The organism is Brachybacterium sp. UMB0905 (assembly GCF_002871795.1).
Taxonomy (GTDB): domain Bacteria; phylum Actinomycetota; class Actinomycetes; order Actinomycetales; family Dermabacteraceae; genus Brachybacterium.
In genome coordinates, this window is sequence record NZ_PNHL01000005.1 from 198,031 (window position 1) to 223,824 (window position 25,794).

At 70.1% G+C, this 25,794-nt stretch carries 22 protein-coding genes and 1 tRNA gene; 17 read left to right on the top strand and 6 right to left on the bottom strand.

Features of this window, described 5'->3' with window-relative positions; genetic code table 11:
• Positions 1 to 171 precede the first annotated feature (171 nt).
• Complete coding sequence (gene secG, locus CJ197_RS06600) at positions 172 to 414, top strand: preprotein translocase subunit SecG (protein ID WP_102236009.1); 243 nt, start codon at positions 172 to 174, stop codon at positions 412 to 414.
• A 90-nt stretch (positions 415 to 504) separates the two neighbouring features.
• Here the strand turns inward: secG and pgl are convergent, their stop codons facing one another.
• The 4 genes from pgl to tkt form a co-directional block, all read right to left on the bottom strand.
• On the bottom strand, positions 505 to 2,214 hold the full coding sequence (gene pgl, locus CJ197_RS06605) for a 6-phosphogluconolactonase (protein ID WP_102235947.1): 1,710 nt from the start codon (positions 2,212 to 2,214) through the stop codon (positions 505 to 507).
• A complete protein-coding gene (zwf, locus tag CJ197_RS06610; protein ID WP_102235948.1) occupies positions 2,211 to 3,764 on the bottom strand; it encodes a glucose-6-phosphate dehydrogenase in 1,554 nt (517 codons plus the stop codon). The genes pgl and zwf overlap by 4 nt, the downstream gene beginning before the upstream one ends.
• A 96-nt stretch (positions 3,765 to 3,860) precedes the next feature.
• Positions 3,861 to 4,973 (bottom strand): transaldolase, encoded by a 1,113-nt coding sequence (gene tal / locus CJ197_RS06615; protein WP_102235949.1) that lies wholly within the window; start codon positions 4,971 to 4,973, stop codon positions 3,861 to 3,863.
• A gap of 200 nt (positions 4,974 to 5,173) precedes the next feature.
• Entirely contained in the window at positions 5,174 to 7,270 is a 2,097-nt protein-coding gene (gene tkt / locus CJ197_RS06620; RefSeq protein WP_102235950.1) for a transketolase, read from the bottom strand.
• Between the two features lie 276 nt (positions 7,271 to 7,546).
• Here tkt and CJ197_RS06625 point away from each other — a divergent pair, with 276 nt between their 5' ends.
• From CJ197_RS06625 to CJ197_RS06690, 14 genes are all read left to right on the top strand, one after another.
• Positions 7,547 to 8,491, top strand: a complete 945-nt coding sequence (locus tag CJ197_RS06625; RefSeq protein WP_102235951.1) for a heme o synthase — start codon at positions 7,547 to 7,549, stop codon at positions 8,489 to 8,491.
• Entirely contained in the window at positions 8,488 to 9,474 is a 987-nt protein-coding gene (locus tag CJ197_RS06630) for a site-specific tyrosine recombinase XerD (RefSeq protein ID WP_102235952.1), read from the top strand. The genes CJ197_RS06625 and CJ197_RS06630 overlap by 4 nt, the downstream gene beginning before the upstream one ends.
• A 136-nt stretch (positions 9,475 to 9,610) precedes the next feature.
• A complete protein-coding gene (locus CJ197_RS06635) occupies positions 9,611 to 10,483 on the top strand; it encodes a ParA family protein (protein ID WP_102235953.1) in 873 nt (290 codons plus the stop codon).
• Positions 10,483 to 11,484: a pseudouridine synthase gene (locus tag CJ197_RS06640; RefSeq protein ID WP_102235954.1), complete on the top strand. Its 1,002-nt coding sequence runs from the start codon at positions 10,483 to 10,485 to the stop codon at positions 11,482 to 11,484. Before CJ197_RS06635 ends, CJ197_RS06640 begins: the two co-directional genes overlap by 1 nt.
• Positions 11,481 to 12,596 (top strand): prephenate dehydrogenase, encoded by a 1,116-nt coding sequence (locus CJ197_RS06645; protein WP_102235955.1) that lies wholly within the window; start codon positions 11,481 to 11,483, stop codon positions 12,594 to 12,596. The genes CJ197_RS06640 and CJ197_RS06645 overlap by 4 nt, the downstream gene beginning before the upstream one ends.
• Before the next feature lie 30 nt (positions 12,597 to 12,626).
• The gene (gene der / locus CJ197_RS06650; protein WP_102235956.1) at positions 12,627 to 14,873 is read left to right on the top strand and encodes a bifunctional cytidylate kinase/GTPase Der; all 2,247 of its coding nucleotides are present in this window, start codon (positions 12,627 to 12,629) and stop codon (positions 14,871 to 14,873) included.
• Between the two features lie 101 nt (positions 14,874 to 14,974).
• A complete protein-coding gene (locus CJ197_RS15340; protein ID WP_102236010.1) occupies positions 14,975 to 15,781 on the top strand; it encodes a TM2 domain-containing protein in 807 nt (268 codons plus the stop codon).
• A gap of 33 nt (positions 15,782 to 15,814) precedes the next feature.
• A complete protein-coding gene (locus CJ197_RS06660; RefSeq protein WP_102235957.1) occupies positions 15,815 to 16,102 on the top strand; it encodes a hypothetical protein in 288 nt (95 codons plus the stop codon).
• A 91-nt stretch (positions 16,103 to 16,193) separates the two neighbouring features.
• Positions 16,194 to 16,592, top strand: a complete 399-nt coding sequence (locus CJ197_RS06665; RefSeq protein ID WP_369801499.1) for an NUDIX domain-containing protein — start codon at positions 16,194 to 16,196, stop codon at positions 16,590 to 16,592.
• Positions 16,589 to 17,203 (top strand): hypothetical protein, encoded by a 615-nt coding sequence (locus tag CJ197_RS06670; protein ID WP_233190682.1) that lies wholly within the window; start codon positions 16,589 to 16,591, stop codon positions 17,201 to 17,203. Before CJ197_RS06665 ends, CJ197_RS06670 begins: the two co-directional genes overlap by 4 nt.
• A 110-nt stretch (positions 17,204 to 17,313) precedes the next feature.
• Positions 17,314 to 18,732: an extracellular solute-binding protein gene (locus tag CJ197_RS06675; RefSeq protein WP_233190683.1), complete on the top strand. Its 1,419-nt coding sequence runs from the start codon at positions 17,314 to 17,316 to the stop codon at positions 18,730 to 18,732.
• Positions 18,732 to 19,664: a carbohydrate ABC transporter permease gene (locus CJ197_RS06680; RefSeq protein ID WP_102235961.1), complete on the top strand. Its 933-nt coding sequence runs from the start codon at positions 18,732 to 18,734 to the stop codon at positions 19,662 to 19,664. Before CJ197_RS06675 ends, CJ197_RS06680 begins: the two co-directional genes overlap by 1 nt.
• A 110-nt stretch (positions 19,665 to 19,774) precedes the next feature.
• Positions 19,775 to 20,557, top strand: a complete 783-nt coding sequence (locus CJ197_RS06685) for a carbohydrate ABC transporter permease (RefSeq protein ID WP_233190694.1) — start codon at positions 19,775 to 19,777, stop codon at positions 20,555 to 20,557.
• A gap of 156 nt (positions 20,558 to 20,713) precedes the next feature.
• The gene (locus tag CJ197_RS06690) at positions 20,714 to 21,679 is read left to right on the top strand and encodes an SDR family oxidoreductase (protein ID WP_102236012.1); all 966 of its coding nucleotides are present in this window, start codon (positions 20,714 to 20,716) and stop codon (positions 21,677 to 21,679) included.
• A 34-nt stretch (positions 21,680 to 21,713) separates the two neighbouring features.
• On the opposite strand, the gene CJ197_RS06695 is transcribed toward CJ197_RS06690, so the two are convergent.
• Positions 21,714 to 23,909: an MMPL family transporter gene (locus CJ197_RS06695; RefSeq protein WP_102235962.1), complete on the bottom strand. Its 2,196-nt coding sequence runs from the start codon at positions 23,907 to 23,909 to the stop codon at positions 21,714 to 21,716.
• Between the two features lie 101 nt (positions 23,910 to 24,010).
• Between CJ197_RS06695 and CJ197_RS06700 the strand changes: the two genes are divergently transcribed.
• Positions 24,011 to 24,619: a MarR family winged helix-turn-helix transcriptional regulator gene (locus tag CJ197_RS06700; RefSeq protein ID WP_102235963.1), complete on the top strand. Its 609-nt coding sequence runs from the start codon at positions 24,011 to 24,013 to the stop codon at positions 24,617 to 24,619.
• Positions 24,620 to 24,681: 62 nt separating this feature from the next.
• On the opposite strand, the gene CJ197_RS06705 is transcribed toward CJ197_RS06700, so the two are convergent.
• Positions 24,682 to 24,755 (bottom strand) — tRNA-Pro (locus CJ197_RS06705).
• Between the two features lie 183 nt (positions 24,756 to 24,938).
• Between CJ197_RS06705 and CJ197_RS06710 the strand changes: the two genes are divergently transcribed.
• Positions 24,939 to 25,766, top strand: coding sequence for a class I SAM-dependent methyltransferase (locus tag CJ197_RS06710; protein WP_102235964.1), 828 nt, complete (start codon positions 24,939 to 24,941; stop codon positions 25,764 to 25,766).
• Positions 25,767 to 25,794: the final 28 nt, after the last annotated feature.

The following is a 25,794-nucleotide window of genomic DNA, read 5'->3' on the forward strand; positions in this document are numbered from 1 at the left end:
GGAAAGGCGGGTTGGCGGGGAGAGGCGCGCCAGGGTCACTGGACCAGCGTGGCGGGTCGGCCCGGCCGACGTGGGGGATCTCGCCTCGAGCGAGGTCGGGGGAGCGGGCCTGCGTGACGTATGCTGGATCGGTCCGTGCCCGCTCTGAGGAAGGTGACCCCGCCCGTGGATCTGTCCTTGCTGAAGACCATCCTGCAGGTGCTTCTGGCCGTGCTGGGCCTGATCACGATCCTGCTGGTGCTGCTGCACAAGGGCCGCGGCGGCGGCCTGTCGGACATGTTCGGCGGCGGCGTGTCCTCCTCTGCGAGCGCCTCCGGTGTGGCCGAGCGCAACCTCAACCGCCTGACCGTCGGCTTCGCCGTCGGCTGGGGCGCCTGCGCCATCGGCCTCGGCATCCTCGAGACCATGCTCTGAGCACACTGCTCTCACGCAGCAACTTGCTCTGACGCACCGACGCCCGGTGACCAGGACGGTCACCGGGCGCCGTCGCGTTCAGGCCCCGTTCTACAGCTGCGCGGCCGCCGCTTCATCGAGGAACCAGGTGGTGCTCTCCAGGCCCCGCACCGCGGAGGCCGGCACCCGGCGCGGGTCGATCTTCCCATGCCCGGCCGCGACGGCCTCAGCCTTCTCGCCGCCGGCCACCAGCAGACCCACATGCCGCGAGGAGTTCAGCACCGGCCAGGTCAGCGAGATTCGCTCCGGCGGGGGCTTGGGGGAGTTGCGCACCGGGATCGCGCTGGCGGCGACATCCTCCTGATCCGGGTGATTCGGGAACAGGGAGGCCACGTGAGCATCGGGTCCCACGCCCAGCCACACCACGTCGAAGAACGCCTGCCCCCGGGTGCGGAAGGGCTCATCGCCGCCCATCTGGTCCAGCTGCTGCCCGTACCACGCGGCGGCGTCCTCGAGGGACATGCCATCGGCGGGGGAGGGCATCGGGTGCACGTTGCGCAGCGGCAGCCCCGCATCGACCAGCTCGCTGAGCAGCCCCTCCCGCACCTGCTCATCATTGCGGTCCTCGCTGGCGGGCGCCACGAACCGCTCATCGCCCCACCACAGGTGCAGATGCTCGAGCTCCACATCCGCGGCGGCAAGGGCCGACGGCAGCGCGAGAGCCGCCTTCGTGCCGACGGTGCCGCCGGTGAGCACCAGATGCGCCTGCGCCCGCTCCTTCAGGGCAGCGGCGAGCTTCGCGGCGGCGTCCTCGGCGGCGGCTTGAGCGACCGCATCGGCGTCGGGGCGCACCACATCGGTGGGCTCTGGCTTGTCCTGCGCGTAGGTGGCGTTGCCGTCCACGGAGGAGAAGGCCGCGGCGAGCACCTCGCCGTACACCTCATCGGGGTCCAGGCGCCGCAGCTCCTCGGTGATGAGCTCGGCGAGGGTGCGGCGCGGCATCGTCACATGCTGGCCCTCCTCGTCCCCGGGCAGGGACATGCGGATCGAGGTGTCATCCACGCGCTGCAGGGAGATGGTGCCGTCCTCGCGGGTGAGCGTCACCCCCTGCACGCCGGGCCCCTCGTGGTCCTTGCTCTCGACCGCGGTGATGGTCGGTTTCACGCCGAGGGTCAGGTGCAACCAGGCCGCCATGAGCGTCACCGAGGGATTCCCGGGGGCGCCGCTGACCTCGATCGCCGTGGGCACACTGACCGGTGGCACCTCGTAGGCGCTCGCCATGAGCCCACGCCAGCGTGTCAGGCGCGCCCACGCGAAGTCACTGTCTCCGCTGACGTAGCCGTGGCGCAGCCGCTTGAGGGTCCCGGTGGGATCCGGGCAGGCAGCCGAGTCGGTGATGCGACGCTGGGACATCGAGCCCAGCACATCGTGCACGGGGGAGGACGGGGCGTTCTCCGGCCACCAGGTGACGATCGGTGCATCCGGCAGCAGCAGTGCCATCACCAGGGTGTCCAGTGAGAACATGACGTCCCCGCGCGCGTGCAGGATGACGATCTCCCCGGCCCCGGCGTCGCGGCCCACCCGGATCTCGGCATCCAGGCCCGAGGTCTCCGCCTCCGGCTCGGCATCGACCACGAGCACCCGGGCGGGATGCTCATGGCTCGCCGCGACCGCCGCCTCGAGCGGCTTCTCGATATCGCCGGTGGCCACGATGATCAGGGTGAGGACGCGGCCGATGGTGTTCGCGCCGAACGTCTCCCGCATCTCGATCATCGTCTTGTCGATCGCCGATGCGGTGGTGTCGGTCAGGGTGGTGATCACGGTCGCCTCCAGGTACGCCCATCACGGGCGAGCATTTCGTGCGCGGTCTCGGGGCCCCAGGTGCCGGGCCGGTAGGGGGCGGGGTCCAGGTGCTCGGCCCAGAACTCGATGACCGGATCCAGGATCTGCCAGGACAGCTCCACCTCCTTCTGGCGGGGGAACAGCGGCGGATCGCCCAGCAGCATGTCCAGGATCAGCCGCTCGTACGCTTCAGGGGACTCCTCGGTGAAGTTCATGCCGTAGGCGAAGTCCATCGTCACGTCCCGCACCTCCATCTGGGTGCCGGGCACCTTGGAGCCGAAGCGCATGGTCACGCCCTCATCGGGCTGGACCCGGATGACGATCGCGTTCTGCCCCAGATCCGCGGTGTCGGTCGAGCGGAACGGCAGGAACGGCGCGCGCTTGAACACCACCGCGATCTCGGTGACGCGGCGCCCCAGACGCTTGCCGGCCCGCAGGTAGAACGGCACCCCGGCCCAGCGGCGGGTGGCGATGTCCAGGCGCATCGCCGCGAAGGTCTCCGTGGTGGAGTCCTCCTCGATGCCGTCCTCCTCGAGGTAGGAGCGCACCTCGGTGCCGCCCTGCCAGCCGGCCACGTACTGGCCACGCGCGGTATGGGCCGCGAGATCATCGGGCAGCTGCACCGCGGAGAGGACCTTCTCCTTCTCCGCCCGCAGATCCGCGGCCTCGAAGCTGATCGGCTCCTCCATTGCGGTCAGCGCCAGCAGCTGCAGCAGGTGGTTCTGGATGACGTCCCGGGCGGTGCCGATCCCGTCGTAGTACCCGGCGCGGGAGCCGATGCCGATGTCCTCAGCCATCGTGATCTGCACGTGGTCCACGTAGCTGGCGTTCCAGATCGGCTCGAACAGCTGGTTGGAGAAGCGCAGCGCCAGGATGTTCTGCACCGTCTCCTTGCCCAGGTAATGATCGATGCGGAACACGTCTTCGGGGCGGAACACCTGCTCCACCACGTCATTGAGCTCGCGCGCGGAGGCGAGGTCATGCCCGAAGGGCTTCTCGATGACGACGCGCCGCCAGGACCCGTCCTGGGCGGTGTTCAGCCCGGACTCCGCCAGCTGTGAGCACACCTGCGGGAACGCGGCCGGGGGGATCGAGAGGTAGAAGGCGTGGTTGCCGCCGGTGCCGCGGGTGCGGTCCAGCTCGCCCACCACCTCGGTGAGCTTCTCGAAAGCAGCGGAGTCATCGAAGGTGCCCTTGACGAACCGAAGGCCGCCGCGCAGCTGCTCGAAGACGGATTCGTCGAAGCCGGTGCGCGTGTGCTCGGATACGGACTCCTTCACGTACTGCGCGAAGTCCTCGTCGGACCAGTCACGCCGCCCGTAGCCCACCAGACCGAAGCTCGGCGGCAGCAGCCCGCGGTGGGTGAGGTCGTAGATCGCCGGCAGCAGCTTCTTCTTCGCCAGGTCGCCGGTGACGCCGAACATCACCATCGAGGACGGTCCGGCGATCAGCGGCAGGCGTCGGTCCCGGGGGTCGCGCAGCGGATTGGCCGCGCCGTCCGGGGCCGACGGGGTGGTCGTGTCGGTCACGAGGGTCCTTCCAGGACAGGGGACCCGCAGGTCCGGGCAGGAGGGGGAAGCGCGCGGCGTCGGCCCGCCCGCTGGGGGCGAGCCGCCGCCGGGCGGTCAGGCGCGAGCGGCCTCGACGGAGGCGGTGACGGTCTCGATGAGCTCCAGCCACGCCTTCTCGAACTTCTGCACACCCTCGGTCTCGAGGACGGCGAACACGTCGGCGAGATCCACGCCGGCATCAGCGATCGCCAGCAGACGCTCCTCCGCCTCCTGGGCGGCCCCGGTATCCAGGGCGGCGGCGGGGGAGGAATGTTCGGCGACGGCCTCGAGCGTCTTCTCCGGCATGGTGTTCACGCACGGATCGGCGACGAGCTGGTCCACGTACAGGGTGTCGGCGTACTCGGGGTTCTTCACCCCGGTGGAGGCCCACAGCGGGCGCTGCACGTTCGCGCCCTGGTCCTTGAGCGCCGTGAAGCGTTCGGAGCTGAAGACCTCGAGGTACTCGCCGAAGGCGGCGCGAGCGTTGGCCACCCCGGCCTGTCCGCGCAGCTGCAGGGCCTGGCCGCCGATCTGCTCGAGACGGGCATCGATCTCCGTGTCCACTCGAGAGACGAAGAAGGAGGCGACCGAGTGGATGCGCGAGAGGTCCTTGCCCGCCGCGGCAGCCTGCTCGAGGCCGTCGAGGTAGGCCTCCATGACGGCCTGGTAGCGCTCGACGGAGAAGATCAGGGTGACGTTCACGCTGATGCCCTCGGCGATGACCGCGGTGATGGCCGGCAGCCCCTCCTCGGTGGCGGGGATCTTGATCATCACGTTCTCGCGGCCCACCACCTCGAACAGGTGCTTTGCCTGCTCGATGGTGCGCTCGGTCTCATGGGCCAGACGCGGGTCCACCTCGATAGAGACCCGGCCGTCGTAGCCGTCGGTGGCGGCGTGCACGTCCTGCATCAGCTCCGCGGCGGTGCGCACATCGTCGGTGGTGAGCTTCTCGATGACGGCTTCGACATCGGCCCCGTCGCGGGCGAGCTGGGCGATATCGGCGTCGTAGTCCTCGGCACCGGAGATCGCGGCCTGGAAGATCGATGGGTTCGTGGTCACCCCGACGATGTTGCGGGTGTCCATGAGCTCGCGCAGGTTGCCGGTGGCGAGGCGGGAGCGAGAGAGGTCATCGAGCCAGATGGCCACTCCGGCGTCGGTGAGGGCCTGGGTGCGGGGGTTCTGGGTCATGGGGCGTCCTTCCGTGCAGCGGGGTGTGATGGGCGGTCTGCGGTCCAGGAGCGCAGCGCGGGCGCAGCGGCCGATGGATCGGACCGATGCGCCGCGAAGATCGGGAGCGGACGGCGAAGATCGGGAGCGGACGGTGAACAGCGCCGGAGCGCAGGGCCGACGGGGCGGGGCCGCAGCGGGCGTCCCCGCCCCGTCTCAGCTCAGCCCTGGGCGGCGGCGAGGGATTCCTTCGCCGCGGCGACCACGGCCTCTGGCGTGAAGCCGAACTCGGTGAACAGGGTGTTCGCATCCGCGGAGGCACCGTAGTGCTCGAGGGACACGGCCCGGCCGTGCGCACCCAGCAGCTTGTGCCAGGGCATCGCGATCCCGGCCTCGACGCTGACGCGCGCCGTCACCGCGGCGGGCAGCACGGACTCGCGGTACTCCTCGTCCTGCTCCTCGAACCACTCCATCGACGGCATCGACACCAGGCGCGTGGGAATCCCTTCGGCCTCGAGCGTCTTCTGCGCCGCAGCGGCGTGCTGCACCTCCGAGCCGGTGGCGATGAGGATCAGCTGCGGGTCCGCGGAGGCCTCCTTCATGATGTACGCGCCCTTGGCCAGGCCCTCGGCGCTCGCGTACTCGGAGCGGTCGAAGGTGGGCATGGCCTGGCGGGAGAGGATCAGGCCGACGGGGCCGTGATCGCGCTCCAGCAGCGCCTTCCACGCCTGCGCGGTCTCGTTCGCATCGGCCGGGCGCACGATCGAGAGGTTCGGGATCGCGCGGTAGGCCGCGAGGTGCTCGACCGGCTGGTGGGTGGGGCCATCCTCGCCCAGGCCGATGGAGTCATGCGTCCACACGTAGGTCGACGGGGTCTTCATGAGCGCCGCCAGGCGCACCGCTCCGCGCATGTAGTCCGCGAACTGGAAGAAGGTGCCGCCGTAGGGGCGGGTCAGGCCGTGCAGGGCGATCCCGGAGAGGATCGCGCCCATCCCGTGCTCGCGGATGCCGAAGTGCAGGGTGCGGCCGTAGGGGGTGCCGGAGAACTCCGAGCTGGAGCGGTCCTTGGGCAGGAAGGACGGCTCGCCCTTCATGGTGGTGTTGTTCGAGCCGGCGAGGTCGGCGGAGCCGCCCCACAGTTCGGGCATGACCGGGGCGAGGGCCTCGAGCACCTTCCCGGAGGCGGCGCGGGTGGCGATGCCCTTCTCATCGGCCTCGAAGGTGGGGAACGCTTCGGCGAAGCCCTCCGGCAGCTCGCGGGCCTGCAGACGGTCCAGCAGCGCGGCCTGCTCGGCGTTGGCGCTGCGCCAGGCCTGGTAGGACTCCTCCCACTGCTCCCGCTCGGCCTTCGCCCGCTCGGCGAGAGCGCGAGTGTGCACGAGGACCTTCTCGTCGACTGCGAAGTCCTGTTTCGGATCGAAGCCCAGCAGCTCCTTGAGCGCGGCCACCGCCTCGGTGCCGAGCTTCGCGCCGTGCACGGTGTGGGAGCCGGCCAGCTCCGGGATCGGCCAGCCGATCACGGTGCGCAGACGGATGAAGGTCGGCTTGTCGGTGACCTTCTGGCCTTCCAGGATCGCCTGCTCGAGCGCGGCGACGTCCTCGAGGTACTCCGAGCCGCCCTGGGTCCAGTCCACGGTGCGCACGTCCCAGCCGTAGGCCTCATAGCGCGCAGCGGTGTCCTCGCCGAAGGCGATCGAGGTATCGCCCTCGATGGAGATCTCGTTGTCGTCCCAGATGACGATGAGGTTGCCGAGCTCCTGGGTGCCAGCCAGGGAGCTGGCCTCGGAGCTGACGCCCTCCTGCAGGTCACCATCGGAGGCGATGACGTAGGTGAAGTGGTCGAAGGGGCTCGTGCCGGGGGCCGCCTCGGGGTCCAGCAGGCCGCGCTCGCGGCGCTGCGCCATGGCGAAGCCCACGGCGGAGGAGATGCCCTGCCCGAGCGGGCCGGTGGTCATCTCCACGCCGTCGGTCACAAAGTTCTCGGGGTGGCCGGGGGTCTTGGAACCGAAGGTCCGCAGGGCCTTGAGGTCATCGAGCTCGAGACCGAAGCCGCCCAGGAACAGCTGGATGTACTGGGTCAGGCTCGAGTGTCCGGCGGAGAGGATGAACCGGTCGCGGCCCAGCCAGTTCGCATCGGTCGGGTCGTGGCGCATGATGCGCTGGTAGAGCAGATAGGCGGCGGGAGCGAGGCTCACCGCGGTGCCGGGGTGGCCGTTGCCGACCTTCTCCACGGCGTCGGCTGCGAGCACGCGCGCGGTGTCCACCGCCGTGCGGTCCAGCTCGGTCCAGCCTTCGGGTGCCTTGAACGTGGTGCTCATGAGGTGATGCTTCCTTTCGCCGGTGACGGTTCCACCTTAGTCGTGCGACGGGAGATCGCCAGGATCGCTCCCGTCTGTTGCCGTCGCGCTGTTGCCGTCCCGACTGTGCGGTGCTCACGATCACGGGCAGCGCTGCGACCTGCGGCCGGGACCTTCGCCTAGACTGGCCTGGTCCATGAGGTCTATCGACCGCGACAGCATCTGCGCTTGCTGCCGATGCTGCAGTCTCCGCGATAGCCGGACTGAGACCGACAGTCAGAGGAAGGACGGTGGGCGGTGACCGCCACCGAGGAAGCTCGCCTCCCGGGCACCGGGCAGACGTCGCCCCACCGCAGCGGCGCGAGCGTGCTGCGCGCCTATGTGGCGCTGACCAAGCCGCGCATCATCGAGCTGCTGCTGATCACCACGATCCCCACCATGTTCCTCGCCGCCGGGGGCTTTCCCTCCCCGCTGCTGATCCTCACCACCATCATCGGCGGGTACCTCGCCGCTGGCGGGGCGAACGCGCTGAACATGTACCTGGACCGGGACATCGACGCGAAGATGAAGCGCACGCGGAACCGTCCGCTCGTGACGGGGGAGATCTCCCCGCGCAACGGGCTGATCTTCGGGCTCGTGCTCTCGGCGATCTCCGTGCTGTGGCTGGGCCTGCTGGTGAACTGGATGTCTGCGGCGCTGGCGGCTCTTGCGATCGCGCTGTACGTCGTTTTCTACACGATGATCCTCAAGCGCCGCACCAGCCAGAACATCGTCTGGGGTGGGATCGCCGGATGCATGCCGGTGCTGATCGGCTGGTCGTCCGTCACCGGCTCCGTCTCCTGGACCGCGGTGCTGCTGTTCGCCGTCATCTTCTTCTGGACCCCGCCGCACTATTGGCCGCTCGCGGAGAAGTTCTCCCGCGACTATGAGCGCGCCGGGGTGCCGATGCTCCCGGTCGTCTCGACCCGCCGGAATGTCGCGCTGCAGATGATCGGCCACACCGCCGCGATGATCGCCGCGAGCCTGGCGATCATCCCGCTGGGCCACACCGGCTGGGTGTACGGCACCGTTGCGGTGCTGGCCGGTGCCTGGTTCGCCTACCTCGTGGTGCGCTACGCCCTGCGGGTGCGCCGCGGTCTGGTCGGCAAGGCGCTCGGTCCGATGACCGTCTTCCACGGCTCCATCACCTACCTCACAATCCTGTTCGTCGCCCTCGCGATCGACCCCTTCGTCCAGCTGTGAGCCGGACCGGCGCCTCCTCCGGGCCGCCGGATCCCCTGCGCCCGCTGGACCGGCGCCTCCTTGAGCAGTACCTCGGGCATCTGCGCGTCGAACGGGGGCTGTCCGACAACACCCTGGCCGCCTACCGCCGGGACCTGACCCGGTACTTCACGCACCTCGCCACCGAGGACCTCGACGTCAGCACGGTGGATCCCGGGGCGCTCGGCAGCTGGGTGCAGGTGCTGCGCAGCGGGGGAGACGGGCGTCCGGCCCTCGCCGCCGCGTCGGCCGCGCGGAATCTTGCAGCGGTGCGCGGCCTGCATGCCTTCCTCGATGCTGAACGGGTCTCCTCCACCGGCGACCCCTCCCGGCTCGTGCCCAGTCCCGCGCTGCCCCGTCGGCTCCCGCATCCGCTGACCATCGACCAGGTCGAGGCGCTGCTGGAGGCCGCGGGACGGCCGGGCACCGGACGCGATGCGACCGAGCGGGCGCTGCGCGACCGGGCCCTGCTGGAGCTGCTGTACGGCACGGGCGCCCGGATCTCCGAGGCCACCGGCCTGGACGTCGATGATGTCGACCATGCCGCCCGCTCCGCGGTGCTGCACGGCAAGGGGGATAAGCAGCGCGTGGTCCCCGTGGGCAGCTACGCCCTCGACGCGCTCGAGGCGTATCTGACCCGAGGGCGCCCGGCGCTGGCCGCGCACGGGAAGGGCACCCCCGCGGTGTTCCTCGGCTCCCGCGGCACCCGGCTGACCCGCCAGGCCGCCTGGCAGGTGGTGCAGCGCGCCGCCCGCGACGCCGAGCTCACCGACCTGCCTGAGCCGATCAGCCCCCACACCCTGCGCCATTCCTATGCCACGCATCTGCTGCACGGCGGCGCCGATGTGCGCAGCGTGCAGGAGCTGCTGGGTCACGCCTCGGTGACCACCACGCAGCTGTACACGCAGGTGACCGTTGACAGCCTGCGCGAAGCCCACGCGGCCGCTCATCCGCGTGCCCGGTGAGGGGCGTAGACTTGCCCGGCACGACGATGCGCCCCGGCCGCCAGCCGGAGCTCCCGGGCTGGGACCGCAGATCCGCCGGCCCCCGGGACACGGCGCACGTGCTCGCATCACCGAACGCCGACGACAGGACAACCTCGTGAGAGAGACCTCCTCCCAGCAGCTGGACATCGACCTCGGCCCCACCGGCCGTCCGATGCCGGAGCTCCCGGAGCCGGCGCCCCTGGACTCCCACGGTCCCGCGCGTGTGATCTCGATGGTCAACCAGAAGGGCGGGGTCGGGAAGACCACGAGCGTCATCAACCTCGGGGCCGCCCTCGCGGAGCTCGGGCGCAAGGTGCTGCTGGTGGACCTCGATCCTCAGGGCGCCCTGAGCGCCGGAACGGGCATCAACCCCTACGACCTCGAGGTCACCGTCTACAACCTGCTCATGGAGCGCGGGCATGACGTGCGCGAGGTGATCCAGGAGACCTCCACCGAGCGTCTGGACGTGCTGCCGGCCAACATCGACCTCTCCGCCGCGGAGGTCACCCTCGTCAACGAGGTGGCGCGCGAGATGGCGCTCGCCCGGGTGCTGCGCCCGGTCACCGATGACTATGACGTCATCATCATCGACTGCCAGCCTTCGCTGGGCCTGCTGACCGTCAATGCCCTGGCCGCGAGCCACGGTGTGATCATCCCGTTGGAGGCGGAGTACTTCGCGCTGCGCGGTGTGGCACTGCTGGTGGAGACCATCGAGAAGGTGCAGGACCGCATCAATCCGCGGCTGGATCTCGACGGCATCCTCATCACGATGTTCGACCCGCGTACCCTGCACGCCCGCGAGGTGTGCCAGCGCGTCGTGGAGGCGTTCCCGGACAAGGTCTTCCACACCACGATCAACCGCACGGTGAAGTTCCCCGACGCCTCGGTGGCTGCGGAGCCGATCATCTCCTACGCCTCCTCCACCAAGGGCGCCGACGCCTACCGCCAGCTCGCCCGCGAGCTCATCTCCCGCGGCGCCGCAGCCTGATGTCCTCCGAGCAGGGACGCCGACGCGGACGCGGGCGCAGCAGCGGAGCCGGCAAGAGCAGCAGCGGCGCGGGCACGGGCGGCAGCCCTCGCGCCGGGGCGTCGGGGCCTCGCACGGGGGCCGACGGGAGCGCTCGTCCCGCGAAGCAGCGTCACAGCCGCCGCCGCAGCGCTTTCACGCCGCCGCGCCGTGTGCAGCTGCGCGATGGGGACGGCGCGCCGCGACCGGCCGCCGCACGCGACGCGGACGGCATGGCCGATGTTCACGTCGAGGACGGGGAGCGGCTGCAGAAGGTGCTGGCCCGCGCGGGCTTCGGCTCCCGCCGCGCCTGCGAGGCCCTGATCGCGACGGGCCGTGTGCGCGTGGACGGTGCCGTGGTGCGTGAGCAGGGTGTGCGGATCGACCCGGCGCAGCAGGTTATCCACGTCGATGGGCGGCGTCTGCAGCTGGATGACACCAAGCTCACCGTCGCCCTCAACAAGCCCCGCCATGTCGTCTCGGCGATGAGCGACCCGGAGGGACGGCGCGACCTCACCGAGTTCACCGCCGCCTATGACCAGCGGCTCTACCATGTGGGGCGCCTGGACTATGAGACCGAAGGGCTGTTGCTGCTGACCAATGACGGCGAGCTCGCGCATCGTCTGACCCACCCCAGCTTCGAGGTCGAGAAGACCTACGTGTGCCGCTTCGACGCCCCCGGCGGGCCGCCCCGCTCGCTGGTGCGCTCCCTCAAGGACGGCATCGAGCTCGAGGACGGTCCCGCACGTGCCGATCGTGCCCGCGTCATCGCCCAGGATGGTCAGGAGGCCATCGTCGAGGTGACGCTGCACGAAGGCCGCAACCGCATCGTGCGACGCATGTTCTCCGCCCTCGGCTTCGAACTGACCGCCCTCGTGCGCACCCGCATCGGCCCCGTCCTGCTCGCGGATCTCGCCCCCGGCGACACCCGGGAGCTGAGCAGCAAGGAGCTCGGCACCCTCATGGCGGAGGTGGGGATGTGAGCACCGGCGGCCTGGTCCCGCAGACGGTGCGGATCATCGGCACCGGCCTCATCGGCGGCAGCCTCGGGATGGCCCTCGGGGCCGCCGGAGCGAACGTCCAGGTGGAGGACATCTCCCCGGGCACCACCGCGCTCGCGGTCGAGCTCGGCGTGGGACATGCCGCTGCCGATGACGAGGCCGAGCCGGACCTCGTCATCGTCGCCGCGCCCCCGGATGCCACCGCGCAGCTGGTCAGCCGGGCCCTCACCACCTGGCCGACGGCACTGGTCACCGATGTCGCGAGCGTCAAGAGCGTCGTCCTCGACGCAGTGGCGCGCGCGGTCGAGCCCGCGCAGCTCACCCGTTACATCGGCGCTCATCCCATGGCCGGACGCGAGATCTCCGGGGTGATCGCCGCCCGCGGCGACCTGTTCCGCGGCCGCCCCCTGGTCGTCGTCCCGCACCCCACCACCGCGCCGGAGGCCATCGGCGTGCTGCAGGGCCTCGCGACCGCCATCGGCTCCGTGCCGGTGACGATGTCTGCCGCCCAGCATGATGCCGCCGTCGCGCATGTCTCCCACGTCCCGCAGGTGCTCTCGAGCCTGCTCGCGACCACGCTGCTTCAGCCGGATGACGCGGCTCTTGCCCTGGCCGGTCAGGGGCTGCGGGACACCACCCGCATCGCCGACTCCGATCCGCGCCTGTGGATGGAGATCCTGGGGGCGAACGCCGAGGCCGTCGGCCAGGTGCTGGGGCAGGTCCGCGACCGGCTCGAGGAGATCCTCGCCGCCCTCGAGACCCTGCCGGGGGACCCCGATCCGGCGATCGGCTCCCGGCGCGCCCTCGCAGCACTGGTCGCCGATGGGAACCGTGGCGTGCGCCGCATCCCCGGCAAGCACGGCGGTGCCTCCGATGCCTTCGCGACCGTCACCGTGCTCGTCCCAGACCGGCCCGGTGAGCTCGGTCGACTGTTCACTGAGATGGGCGAGATCGGCGTGAACCTCGAGGATTTCCGGCTCGAGCACAATCTGGGCCGCCAAGTGGGCCTGGGGCACCTCGCGGTGGACAGCGCCCGTGAGGAGCTGCTCACGCGAGAGCTCACGGCGCGCGGCTGGAGCGTCGTCGGATCCTGATCCGCCGCACTCGGCACGTATCCTGGAGGAATGCACAGCACCGCGCCCCTGACCGCCCCCGCGGGCATCACCATCGCGATCGACGGCCCGGCCGGCTCCGGCAAGTCCACCGTCTCCCGCCTGGTCGCCGAGGCTCTGGACGGCGGCATCCTCGACACCGGCGCCATGTACCGCGCGGTGACCTGGTACTGCCTGGATCGTGACGTGCCGCTCGAGGACCGGGAGGCCGTCGCCGACGTCGCCGAGCATCTGGACCTCGAGCTCGGCACCGACCCGTCGGGCGCCACCGTGGTGGTCGCGGGCACCGATATCACCGAGCAGATCCGCACCGAGCGCATCAGCCAGCAGGTCTCCGCCGTCGCCACCAACACGCTGGTGCGGGCGATCCTGCAGCGCCGCCAGCGCGAGCTGCTGTTCGCCACCGCTGCCGAGCGCGGATTCTGCGTCGCCGAAGGCCGGGACATCACCACCGTCGTCGCTCCCGACGCCTCCCTGCGGATCCTGCTGACCGCCTCCGATGAAGAGCGCATGCGCCGCCGTGCCGCCGAGCTGCAGCTCGAGGACAGCCCGGAGACCCGCGAGCGCATGGCCGACCAGGTGCTGCGGCGCGACCGGGATGATGCGACGGTCTCCGAGTTCCACACCGCCGCTGATGGCGTGCACACCCTGGACACGACGGGCCTGGATCTGCCCGATGTCGTCGAGGCGGTGCTCGCGCTCGTCGCCGCGGCAGAAGCAGAGCTCGACGACCGCACCGCCGAGGAGCAGGAGACGATGGCCGATGAGGAGGCGCCGACGCTGGCACCCTCCGCGGCCCCGGCGGATCCCGCCCCCGCCGAGGGGCCGACGGATGCGGAGATCGAGGCGGCGCTGCGCGCGGGCCTGGACGACTACGACCTCGACGAAGAGGACCTCGCGCTGCTGGCCGAGGAGCTCGGGGAGGAGCAGCTGCACGCCCCCGAGCGCAAGCTTCCCGTCGTCGCCGTCGTGGGCCGACCGAACGTCGGCAAATCCACCCTGGTGAACCGGATCATCGGTCGCCGCGAGGCCGTCGTCGAGGACGTGCCGGGCGTGACCCGCGACCGCGTGTTCTATGAGGCCGAATGGGCGGGGCAGGACTTCTGGCTGGTGGACACCGGTGGCTGGGAGGACCGTGTGCAGGGCATCGCCTACCGGGTAGCCGAGCAGGCCGAGGCAGCCGTGGGCCTGGCTGATGTGGTCATGTTCGTGGTCGACGCGAACGTCGGCATCACCACCACCGATGAGCAGCTGCTGAAGGTGCTGCGCCGCGCCCAGGTCCCGATCGTGCTGGTCGCCAACAAAGTCGATGATGAGCGCGGCGAGCTCGAGGCCGCGGCCCTGTGGAATCTCGGACTCGGGCAGCCGCACCCCGTCTCCGCCCTGCACGGCCGCGGCTCCGGTGACCTGCTGGATGCCGTGCTCGAAGCCCTCCCGGAAGAGGGCAGCGGCAAGCCCGTGGATCACGGTCCGCGACGCGTGGCGCTCGTCGGCCGCCCCAATGTGGGCAAATCCTCGCTGCTGAACCGGCTGGCGAAGGAGACCCGCGTGGTGGTCGACGATGTGGCCGGCACCACCCGTGATCCGGTGGACGAGAAGATCACCCTCGGCGGCAAGGAATGGACCTTCGTGGACACCGCGGGGATCCGCCGCCGCGTCGGCCAGTCCCAGGGCGCGGACTACTACGCCTCTTTGCGCACCCGCGCAGCGCTGGATCGCGCGGAGGTCGCGGTGGTGCTGCTGGAAGCCCAGGAGCCGCTGTCCACGCAGGACCTGAAGATCATCGACATGGTCCTCGAGTCCGGGCGCGCCCTCGTGCTGGCCTTCAACAAGTGGGATCTGCTGGATGAGGACCGACGGGCCGCACTCGAGCGCGAGATCGAACGGGACCTGGGGCATGTGGCCTGGGCGCCGCGGGTGAACCTCTCCGCCCTCACCGGACGCCACGCCGACAAGCTGGTGCCAGCGCTCGAGACCGCCCTCGAATCCTGGGACCGCCGCATCCCCACGGGCCGACTCAACGCCTTTTTGGGGCAACTCGTGGCGGCGCATCCGCATCCGCTGCGCGGCGGCAAGCAGTCCCGCATCCTGTTCGCCACGCAGGCCCGCACCCGCCCGCCGCGGTTCGTGATCTTCGCCAGCGGCTTCTTGGAGCACGGCTACCGCCGCTTCATCGAGCGGCGCCTGCGGGAGGACTTCTCCTTCCCGGGCTCGCCGATCGTCATCGGGGTGCGGATCCGCGAGAAACGCCGCCGCTGAACCGCCGCACGACACCTCGCTCAGCGCGGTGACGGCACCGGGTGGAGCGGCCGATGGGCGCGGTGTGCGCGCAGGCGAGCGCACCCCGTATCGTGGGGCCTATGAGCAACCCCGGTGACAGCACCAACTGGAACGACGCCCAGCCCTCCCAAGATCCGTGGGCCCAGCCTCCTGGTGAGCAGGAGAGCCAGGCACCGCAGGATGCCGCGGACCAGCAGGCCGCCGCAGACCCGTATGGCCAGCAGTCCTACCCCGATCCCTACGGGCTCCAGTCCACCGGACAGGACTTCGCCGAGCAGCCGTCCTCTTCCGACCCGTACGGTCAGAGCTCTGCGCTGCAGCCGCCCGCCGCGGATCCGTATGGTCAGCAGCCAGCCGGGCAGGACGCTGCCAGCCAGCAGCCGTCCGCCGATCCGTACGGGCAGGGCTCCGCGCCGCAGCAGCCGTCCGCCGATCCGTTCGGCCAGCAGCCATCCGCGGATTCCTACGGGCAGAGCTCCGCATCGCAGCCGTCGGCCGCAGACCCCTATGGTCAGCAGCCCTCCGATCCGTACAATCAGGGCGGCCAGCAGTGGTCGCCGGCCTCCGGTGCCTCCGCCGCGACGCCCTACGGCGCCCCAGCCGGTCAGCCCGCCGGCGCAGCGCCCGGTGCCCCGGCCAGCCAGCCCGCCGGTGGACCCGGGGAGCCGCAGAGCCGACTGGTGGTGGGTCTGCTCGGCATCTTCCTGGGCGGCTTCGGTGTGCACCGCTTCCTGCTGGGATACACCACCATCGGCATCATCCAGATCGTCGTCACCCTGGTGACGTGCGGTGTCGGCACCTGGTGGGGGCTGATCGAAGGCATCATGATCCTCGCCAAGGCGGATGCCTTCCGGACCGACGCCCACGGGCGCGAGCTCAGGGACTGACGTCCAGCGTCAGGGGAGAGGGGACAGCAGACGATGACCTATCCGGCGGGGGGCTATGCGCCCGACCGTAGCGCGATCCAGCGCAGTGCGATCACGCTGATCGTCGTGGGATTCCTGTGCGGTGGGACGATTCCTGCCGTGATGGGGATCATCGCGCTCGTGCTGATGGACTCGGACCCGGCGTCCGCACGGACGATGAACAAGGTGGGGTGGATCCTCTTCTGGGTGATCTTCGGCCTGCTGCTGCTGTTCCTCCTCGTGTACTTCGGGTTCTTCGTGCTCATCATGGGGGCCGCGTTCATCCCCCTGCTGGGCACCTGAACGGAGGCCCGTCATCTCGACCCCGGAGTTCATCCTTTCCCTGCGCGAGCACATCGGCCACGCCCCGCTGTGGCTCACCGGCGTGAGCGCGATGGTGGTGGACCCCGCACGCACCCAGCTGCTCGTGGTGCGTCGCGCGGACAACGGCGCCTGGACCCCGGTGACCGGCATTCTGGACCCCGGGGAGGAGCCCGCCCGCGCCGCAGCCCGGGAGGTCACCGAGGAGACCGGCATCGTGTGCACCCCACTGCGCCTGGCCGATGTCCGCACGCTCCCGATGGTCACCTACACCAATGGTGACCAGGCCCAGTACCTGGACCTGTGCTTCCTGTGCGAGGCGGACCCGGCCCAGGAGCCGTATCCCGCAGATGGCGAGAACACCGCGGCACGCTGGGCGCCGCTGACAGACCTGCCGCCGTTGAATCCTCGTTTCCGCGAGCAGCTGCAGATCGCGCTGTCCGACGACCCGGCGGCACGATTTCGGTGGTGAACGGCCTGCCCTTGCCGGGCACCCGCGTGCGGATCCCCCTGTCCGATCGCCCCGGCGATGAGGCTGTCGTACGGGTGCTCGCGGCACCGCGGCGGGACCTCGTGCGCGCCGGTCAGCTCCCTGGCCCGCTGCTGCCCTTCGCTGACGCTGTGCTGGTGGATGTGAGCTGCGGGGGACGGATGCTGCTGCCGGGTGCCTGGGTGGATGCCGAGGTGCTGCAGCGCGGCACCCCGATCGCCCCTGCCCCCGTCGGCCCCGCGGATCTGCGCTTGCCCGCGGTGATCATCGGCAGCCCCGAGGATTGTGCCCTGCACTGGGGCGAGACGGTCTGGCCCTTGGACCTCGGCGGCACCCTGACGATCCCGGATGCCGCGCGCCCCTCACCGCACCCGCTGTCGCGGCTGCGCCGGCTCGCCCTCGTCGCGGCGGGGCGCCGTGAGGAGATCGCCCTGACCCTGTGGCAGGGGGAGGACTTTGAGATCCCCTGGCAGGACGTGCGGCTGCTGCCGCGGGCCGCGGCCTGGTTCGAGCTCGCCCAGGTCCCCGCCGGGATGCGCTACGCCGATGCCGAGCGTGCTCAGGGCGTCGGCCGCGCCGCCCGACGCGACTGACCGACCGCTCTGCCAGATCGCCCCCCGCCGAGAGGATCACCTCGCCCCTGCCGCGCTGTCGGCGTCCATACGCCGTCCCCTCCGCTGTGACCGGCGTCTCATGACGTAGGGTGCAACGTACCCGATCCCAGGAGGTGCTCGTGCATCCCGCTACGCCACCCCGGTCCGGCCCGGACCGTCGCTCCTTCCTCCGCTTCACCGCGGGGGCAGCGGCACTGCTGCCGCTCACGGCGCTGGCCGGCTGCAGCGGCAGCCGCGATGCGAACACGATCCGCATCGCGTTCCAGCAATTCGGCTCCGGCACCATCAAGCAGGAATGGATCTCCACCGCCGCCCAGGAGTTCTCTGCCGAGAACCCCGAGCTGGTCGTCGATCTGGTGCCCATCGTCGCCGCCGAGAATGACTACTTCACGAAGAACGAGCTGCTCATGAGCTCGCCGCGCACCAGCCCGGACCTCGTCTACGAGGACTCCTTCATCCTGCTGTCCGACGTCGGCGCCGGATACCTCCAGCCCATCACCGACCTCGTGGAGGGCTTCGAGAACTGGGATGACATCGCCGATGCCTCCAAGGAAGCCGTCACGGGGGAGGACGGCGAGATCTACGGCATCCCGATCACCACCGACACCCGCGCCCTGTGGTTCCAACGCGAGGTGTTCGAGCAGGTCGGCCTGCCCGATGACTGGCAGCCCACCAGCTGGGAGGAGATCCTCGAGGCCGCCCGAGCCATCCGCGACTCCGACTCCGAGGCGATCCCGCTGTTCATCTTCGCCGGGACCCCGCAGGGCGAGAAAGCCTCCATGCAGGGCTTCGAGATGCTGCTGTACGGCACCGGAGACGGCACCGGCCTCTACGACAAGGACGCCGAGAAATGGGTCCTGGGCAGCCAGGGCTTCATCGACTCCCTGACCTTCCTGAAGACCCTCTTCGAGGAGGACCTCACCGCGAGCACCGCCCAGCACCTGGACCCCAACATCTCCGAGAGCATCTACACCTCGCTGCTGCCGGACGCCAAGCTCGGCATCCTCCTCGATGGCTCGTGGATCTCCCAGAACTGGGGTGAGGGCGCCGGTCGGCCCTGGCCCGAATGGACCGACGTGATGGGGCTCGCCGACATGCCCACCCAGGACGGCGGCGGTACGAAGACCGTCACCCTCGCCGGCGGCTGGGGCCTGTCCATCCCCGAGCACGTCACCGATCGCGAGGTCGCCTTCCGCTTCCTCGAGAAGCTGGTCTCCACCGAGACCCTCGTGAACTATGCGATCGCCGACAACCACATCACCGTGCGGGCCGACGTCGCCGAGGACGAGCGTTACCGCTCCTACTCCCCGGCGGTCGAGTACTTCACAGAGCTGCTTGAGACCGCGTACTACCGCCCGGCCCTGCCCGCCTACCCCGAGGTGTCCTCCGCCATCCAGGAGGCGATGGAGGCGGTCATGACCGGCAGCACCCCTGAGCAGGCCGCGGCGGAGTACGACGCCAAGGTCACCGACATCGTCGGCCCCGAGAACGTGCAGGAGGCCAGCTGATGAGCACCGCCTACGCCGAGGCTCCGAACCGGACCGCCCCGCAGCGGCGCAGCCGGCTCGGCGACCGTCTGACCCCGATCCGGGCCCTGCCCATGCTGCCGGCGGCCCTGCTGCTGCTCGGCTTCATGCTGGGCCCGATCCTGTACTCCCTCTACCTCGCCTTCACCGACTCCGCGATCCGCGGCGACGGCGCCGCGAACACCTCCTTCGTCGGCTTCCAGAACTTCACCGACGCCCTGACCGATGGGGACTTCTGGAACTCGGTGCTGCTGACCCTGATGTTCACCATCATCTCTGCGGTGATCGGCCAGAACGTGCTGGGCATGCTGCTGGCCCTGCTCATGGAACGCGCGAACCGTGTGGTGACCTTCGTGGTGACCTCCATCGTGATCGCCGCCTGGATCCTGCCCGAGGTCGTGGCCGGCTACCTGCTGTACACGTTCTTCGCCGACGAGGGCAGTCTGAACCTGATCCTCACCTCGGTGGGACTGCCCGCGCAGGATCTGCTGTTCAGCGCCCCGATCATCGCGGTCTCCTTCGCGAACATCTGGCGCGGGGCCGCGTTCTCCATGCTGGTGTACTCCGCGGCGCTGAGCTCCGTGCCCGGGGACGTGTATGAATCGGCGGCCCTGGACGGCGCTGGGCCCGTGCGGCGCTTCCGCTCCGTGACCGTGCCGCTGCTGCGGCCCGCGATCGCCACCAACCTGATGCTGACCACGCTGCAGACCCTGTCGGTCTTCGGGCTGATCTTCATCATGACCGGCGGCGGACCGGCCCGGCAGTCCCAGACCCTGCCGCTGTACATGTACGAGCAGGCCTTCTCCTACGGCCAGCTGGGCTACGGCACCGCCGTGGCGCTCCTGCTGCTGCTGATCGGGGCCGCGGCCTCGCTGGTGTACCTGCGCCTGCTGCCGGAGGAGGACAAGCGATGAGCACCGCCACCACACCGGAGACCCCGACGACGAACACCTCGAGCTCCACGACCCTGCGCTCGCACCGCGGCGGGCGGGCGAGTGGGGCGGCGCTCGCGAGCACGATCGCGATGCTCGTGATCGGCCTGAGCTTCCTCATCCCGCTGCTGTGGGTGGTGCTCGCGAGCTTCGACACTGAAGCTTCGCTGGCCATCTCCTGGCCGACAAGCTGGAGCCTGGGGAACTTCCAGGCGATCTGGAACGCCGAGACGACGTTCCGCCCGCTGCTGAACTCGCTGATCCTGTGCGGCGGCGCGACGCTCGTGACGATGAGCGCGGCGATCCTGTGCGCCTACCCGATGTCCCGCTACCGCTTCCGGGCCAAGCGGCCGCTGCTGCTGACGATCATCTTCTCCACCGGCCTGCCGATCACGGCGATCATGATCCCCGTCTACTCCCTGTTCGTGCAGGTGAACCTGATCGACTCGATGCCCGGGGCGATCCTGTTCCTGGGCGCGAGCTCCCTGCCATACGCCATCTTCCTCACCAAGGGGCTCATGGACGGTGTGCCGGTGGAGATCGAGGAATCCGCGTGGACCGAGGGAGCCGGCGTGCTCCGGGCCCTGTGGTCGGTGGTGATCCCGCTGATGCGCTCCGGCTTGGCGGTCGCGACGATCTTCACCTTCGTGAGCATGTGGGGGAACTTCTTCGTCCCCTTCATGCTGCTGCTGAGCCCGGAGAACCTGCCCGCGGCGGTGACGCTGTACACGTTCTCCTCGCAGTACGGGCAGGTGGCTTACGGGCAGCTCGCCGCGTTCTCCATCTTCTATTCGATCCCCGTGGTGGCGCTGTACCTGTTCTTGGGCCGGAGTCTCGGCCAGGGCTTCGCCGCCGCCGGCGGTGTCAAGGGCTGAGCATCCCGTCTCGGACCCCGCAGGGCCGGTGACGTCGCACGACGTCACCGGCCCTTACTGCATAAACCGACCAGTCGATCGCGAGCGATGGTGACAGGGCGCTGCGGTGCTCCTAGCGTGGGAGGTCCACCCCGAGATTCACGGAGGCCCCGCATGATGACCCCTCAGGACTCATCGCACCCCGCCCCTCAGTCCGACGACCCCGCCTCGGTGCTGCACCCTGCCGTGCAGGAGAGCGCAGTGGCCTTGGGCACCGAGCAGGGAGAGCCCTCCTTCCCCGCCCAGAACCAGGATCCGCCCGGCTCCACGGCCGCCATGATCCCCGTCCCCGACCACGGCGAGAGCTCCTACCGCGGACATGGGCGGCTGCAAGGACTGGTCGCTCTGATCACCGGCGGCGACTCCGGCATCGGCCGGGCCGTCGCGATCGCGTATGCCCGCGAGGGCGCCGATGTCGCGATCTCCTATCTCCCTGATGAGCAGGACGATGCCGAGGAGACCCGGCGCTGGGTCGAAGACGCCGGGCGTCGCGCTCTTCTGCTGCCCGGCGACATCCAGGACGAGGAGCTCGCCCGCTCCCTGGTCCGCGAGACGGTCGAACGGCTGGGACGGCTCGACATCCTCGTCAACAATGCCGCGTTCCAGTGGGGGCGTGGGGAGCCGCAGGGCATCGACGGCATCGATTCGGTGCGCCTGCACCGCACGCTCACCACGAACCTTGAGGCGCTGTTCTGGATCACCCAGGAGGCGGCGCGGCATCTGCCCGCCGGGGGATCGGTCATCAACTGCACCTCGATCCAGTCCTACGACCCCTCGGTCCCGTTGATGGACTACGCGGCGACGAAGGCGGCGATCAACAACGTCACCGTCAACCTCGCAGCTGACCTCGGCCCGCGCGGGATCCGCGTCAACGCGGTGGCTCCAGGGCCGATCTGGACGCCGCTGAACGTCGCCACGCGCACGGCCGAGGACTACACGGCATTCGGCGGGAACACGCCGCTTGGTCGCGCCGGGCAGCCCGCGGAGGTGGCGGGCGCCTTCGTGTTCCTCGCGTGCCCCGCGGAGGCCAGCTACGTCTCCGGCACGGTGCTGGGGGTCACCGGTGGGCGGCCCGTCTTCTGACCTGCCGACGGCAGGCGGCGCGGCACGTCACCGGTCACGGCTCGCCGCGCCGCCACAGTGCTGAGGGCGACCACACCACCTTGCCGAAGTCCAGCACCAGAGCAGGGACCAGCAGGGTGCGCACCACGAAGGTGTCCAACAGCACGCCGAAAGCGACGATGAACGCCAGCTGCACGAGGAACAGGATCGGGATCACGCTGAGTGCCGCGAAGGTCGCGGCCAGCACGATCCCGGCCGAGGAGATCACCCCGCCGGTCACCGCGAGACCGCGGATCACGCCCTCGCGGGTGCCATGGATGAGCGATTCCTCCCGGACCCGGGTCATGAGGAAGATGTTGTAGTCGATCCCGAGGGCCACCAGGAATACAAAACCGTACAGCGGCACCGCCGGATCCGCGCCCGGGAAGTCCAGCAGGTGGTTGAACACGAGGGCGGAGACGCCCATCGCGGTGCCGAAGGACAGCACCGTGGTGGCGATCAGCAGCAGCGGCGCCAGGATTGAGCGCAGCAGCAGCATGAGGATCAGCGTGATGACCACCAGCACCACCGGGATGATGAGCGCCCGGTCCGCTGCGGAGGTGTCATTGGTGTCCACCCCGGTGGCTGTCTCCCCGCCCACCAGGGCGTCATGGCCCTGGGACGCGAGCTCGGTGCGAGTGCTGCGGACGACGTCCTCCGCTGCCGCGGAGTCGGGCGCAGCGTCGAGCGTGGCCTGCAGCAGCACGTGTCCGTCGACGACGGTCGGCTCCGGGGCCGGGGTGCCGGGCGGGCCGAGCGGCTGGATCCCATCGGCGGTCACAGGGGCCGCTCCGCTGGGGGAGTCCGCCGCGGTCACGGACACATCGCTCACGCCGTCCATCTCCCGCAGCAGATCCGCGATCTCCTGCAGCTCCTCCTTCGGGGCGATGACCTGCATGGGCGAGCCGGCACCGCCTGGGAAGTGCTCGGACAGGGCCGCCTGTCCCTCGCGGGCCGCTGAGCTGCCGAGCACGAACTCGGACTGCGGGACCCCGTCGGCCTTCAGCTGCAGCGCCCCGGCGCAGCCGATCGCGAGGACCAGCGCGGTGAGGATCCACAGGGGGCGGGGGCGCCGAGGCACCCACTGGGCGATCCTGCCCCAGATCCCGTGCTCGGCCGGGTCGGTGGAATCGGACCCGAGCTCCGGATCGAAGCGGGGCCGACGGGGCCAGAACGCCACCCGCCCGGTGACATAAAGCAAAGCGGGCAGGAAGGTGAGCGCCGATGCCATCGCGAAGACGATCCCGATCGCGGCCACCGGGCCCAGGGTGGAGTTGGAGCGCAGATCGGACAGCAGCAGACACAGCAGGCCCGCGATGACTGTCCCACCGGAGGCGAGGATCGGCTCGAGCACGCCCTTGATGGACCGGTTCGTGGCGGTGAACCGATCACGGGCGTGCCGCAGCTCGTCGCGGTAGCGCGCCACATACAGCAGCGAGTAGTCCGTGGCCGCGCCGATCACCAGGATGAACAGGATGCCCTGGGTCTGCCCGGACAGCAGCAGGACGTCCCGCGCAGCGAGCTGCCACACCACGAGCAGCGCCACGCACAGGGCGAACATCGAGGTGGACAGCACGAGGATCGGCAGCAGCACCGAGCGGTAGACGATCACGAGGATGATCCCGACCGCTACCAGCGCCACCACGAGCAGCAGCCCGTCGATACCGGCGAAGGCATCGGAGAGGTCTGCGCTGAGCGCCGCGGGCCCGGCGACGTGCACCGCGAGGGACGTCGGCAGGTCCTCGGCGAGAGATCCCTGCACCGCCTCGATGCCCTCGCCCGGATCAGCCTCGGCATCCAGCGGCACGATGATCTGCGCCGCGAGGGCGTCCTCGGAGGGCAGCGGCGGGGAGACGTCCTCGGTCACGAGCTCGAGATCCGCGAGGTTCTCCGCGGCCGCAGCGAGCTCCTCGAGGATCTGCTCATCCAGCTCCTGGTCGCTGGTGATCACGACGAACAGCGGCAGGGCATCGCTGTCTCGGAAGTCATCGGCCAGCTCCTGCACCTGGGTGGCCTCTGCCGACTCGGGCAGGTAGGTGGTGCGGTCATCGCTCGAGACCTCGCCGACGCGGCCGAACAGGGGGCCACCGAGGGAGGCGCCGATCAGCCACACGAGGATCAGGACAGTGGGGATGACGATCCGCAGCCAGCGAGGGGGAGCGAGTTTCTGCACCCGGTGGGTGGGCCCGTCGGGGCGGGTGCGCTTGGACATCGGGGCCTCCTGGAACGGCGGGGGAGCGGCCCCAGTCTCCCATAGGTCTCTCTCCCGGCGAGAGAACTTACCGGGCTGGTAGGCCTGGGTAGGATCCCGCCATGATGACCCCCTCCGCTGGCGCCGATGAGGACCGTGCCCCGACGGCGCCCGCGGAGTACACCCTGGGCGGAAGTGACCCGGCGGGCCTGCTGAGTGCAGCCCATGGGCTGCGGCCCAAGGACATCGAGAGCGTGGACCGCCTCATGGGCGCGATGGCGCAGCTGCGGGACGCCGAACGCGAGCTCAGCGAAGCCTCCTCGCGCTACATGCAGCTCGGCTCGACGGATATGCGCGCCCTGCACTTCCTCATCATGTGCGAGAACACCCGTCAGCTCGCCACGCCCGGTGCGATCTCGCGGCGCCTGGAGCTTTCGAGCGCAGCGACCACCAAGCTTCTGGACCGCCTCGAGGCGGCTGGCCATGTGGCGCGTGAGCCGCACCCCTCGGATCGGCGAACCGTGGTAGTGCGGATCAGTCCCTCCACCCGCGCGGCCGCGGAGCGGACCGTCGGCGCCGTGCAGTCCCGACGGGTGGAAGCCGTCAGTCGCTTGACCCCTGCCGAGCGCGAGACCGTCACCGCGTTCCTCCTGGACCTCGCACGCCTGCTCGACGTGAGCGATGTCGACTGGGCGCAGGGGCCGACGGCGCCGTCGCCCACGGATCCCTGAGCGGCACCAGACGACAAAGGCCGCCGACCAGTATTTCAACTGGTCAGCGGCCTTCTTTTGCGTCGGGCTGGCGGGATTTGAACCCACGACCCCTTGACCCCCAGTCAAGTGCGCTACCAAACTGCGCCACAGCCCGCGGATTCTCCGTCGCCGGAGAACCAGGGGATACCTTACCCCCGCAGCGACGCGAAAAGCGAATCGACGAGCGCGTGACCTGCGGCACCTGTGTCGTCCCCAGCGGCGCGGGGCGCGGTGCGATAGTGAGGTTCGTGAGCCCGGTGCACATCCCGTGCGCCGCACGCCACCGCAGGAGGAGCCGATGGTCGACGAGAACGCACTGCAGCACTGGCGGGACGCTCTCGCCGAGCAGCCCTCGGGCTGGGACTTCTCGAGCATCACCGGCTACCGGGAGGGCCAGCTGCCCTGGCGCTGGGAGACCCAGGTGGAGAACCTCGCCGCAATGGCGGATCGCGTACTGGACCTGGGAACCGGCGGGGGAGAGATGCTCGCGCAGCTGGCCCCGCTGCTGCCCGACGGCACACTCGCCACGGAAGGCTGGGAGCCGAACCTCCCCATCGCCCGCGAGCGTCTCGCGCCGCTCGGCATCGAGGTGGCGCGCTATGACGCCGACCAGCCCGGCGCGCTGCTGCCGGTCGAAGCGGGGGCATTCGACCTCATCCTCGCGCGGCATGAGCCCTACGACCCCGCCGAGATCGCCCGCGTCCTGCGGGCCGACGGCGTGCTGCTGACCCAGCAGGTCGGCGCCGATGACCTCCATGAGATCCGCGCAGCCTTCGGAATGCCGCCGCACGAACAGGAGGTGAGCCTCGAGAGCGCGGTGCGCGAGCTCACCGCGGCAGGACTGCGCGTGGACCGGGCCGAGCCGTTCCATGGCCACTACGAGTTCGACGATGTGGCGAGCCTGCTCGCCTATCTGCGGCGCGTGCCCTGGGATGCTCCCGCGGACCTTGATGTCGACCGCCACCGCGAAGTCCTCGAATCCCTCCATGAACAGATGCGGCACGGCCCGCTCACCGCAACGCTGTCCCGCTTCCAGATCCTGGCCCGGGCGCCGCAGGCGCCCGATGAAGGGCGCACGGACTTCTCGATGCTGCTTGGGGAGGACCTCGATGTCCCGCAGGTGTGATGTCCGGCGGCGTGGACCTCTGCCCGCG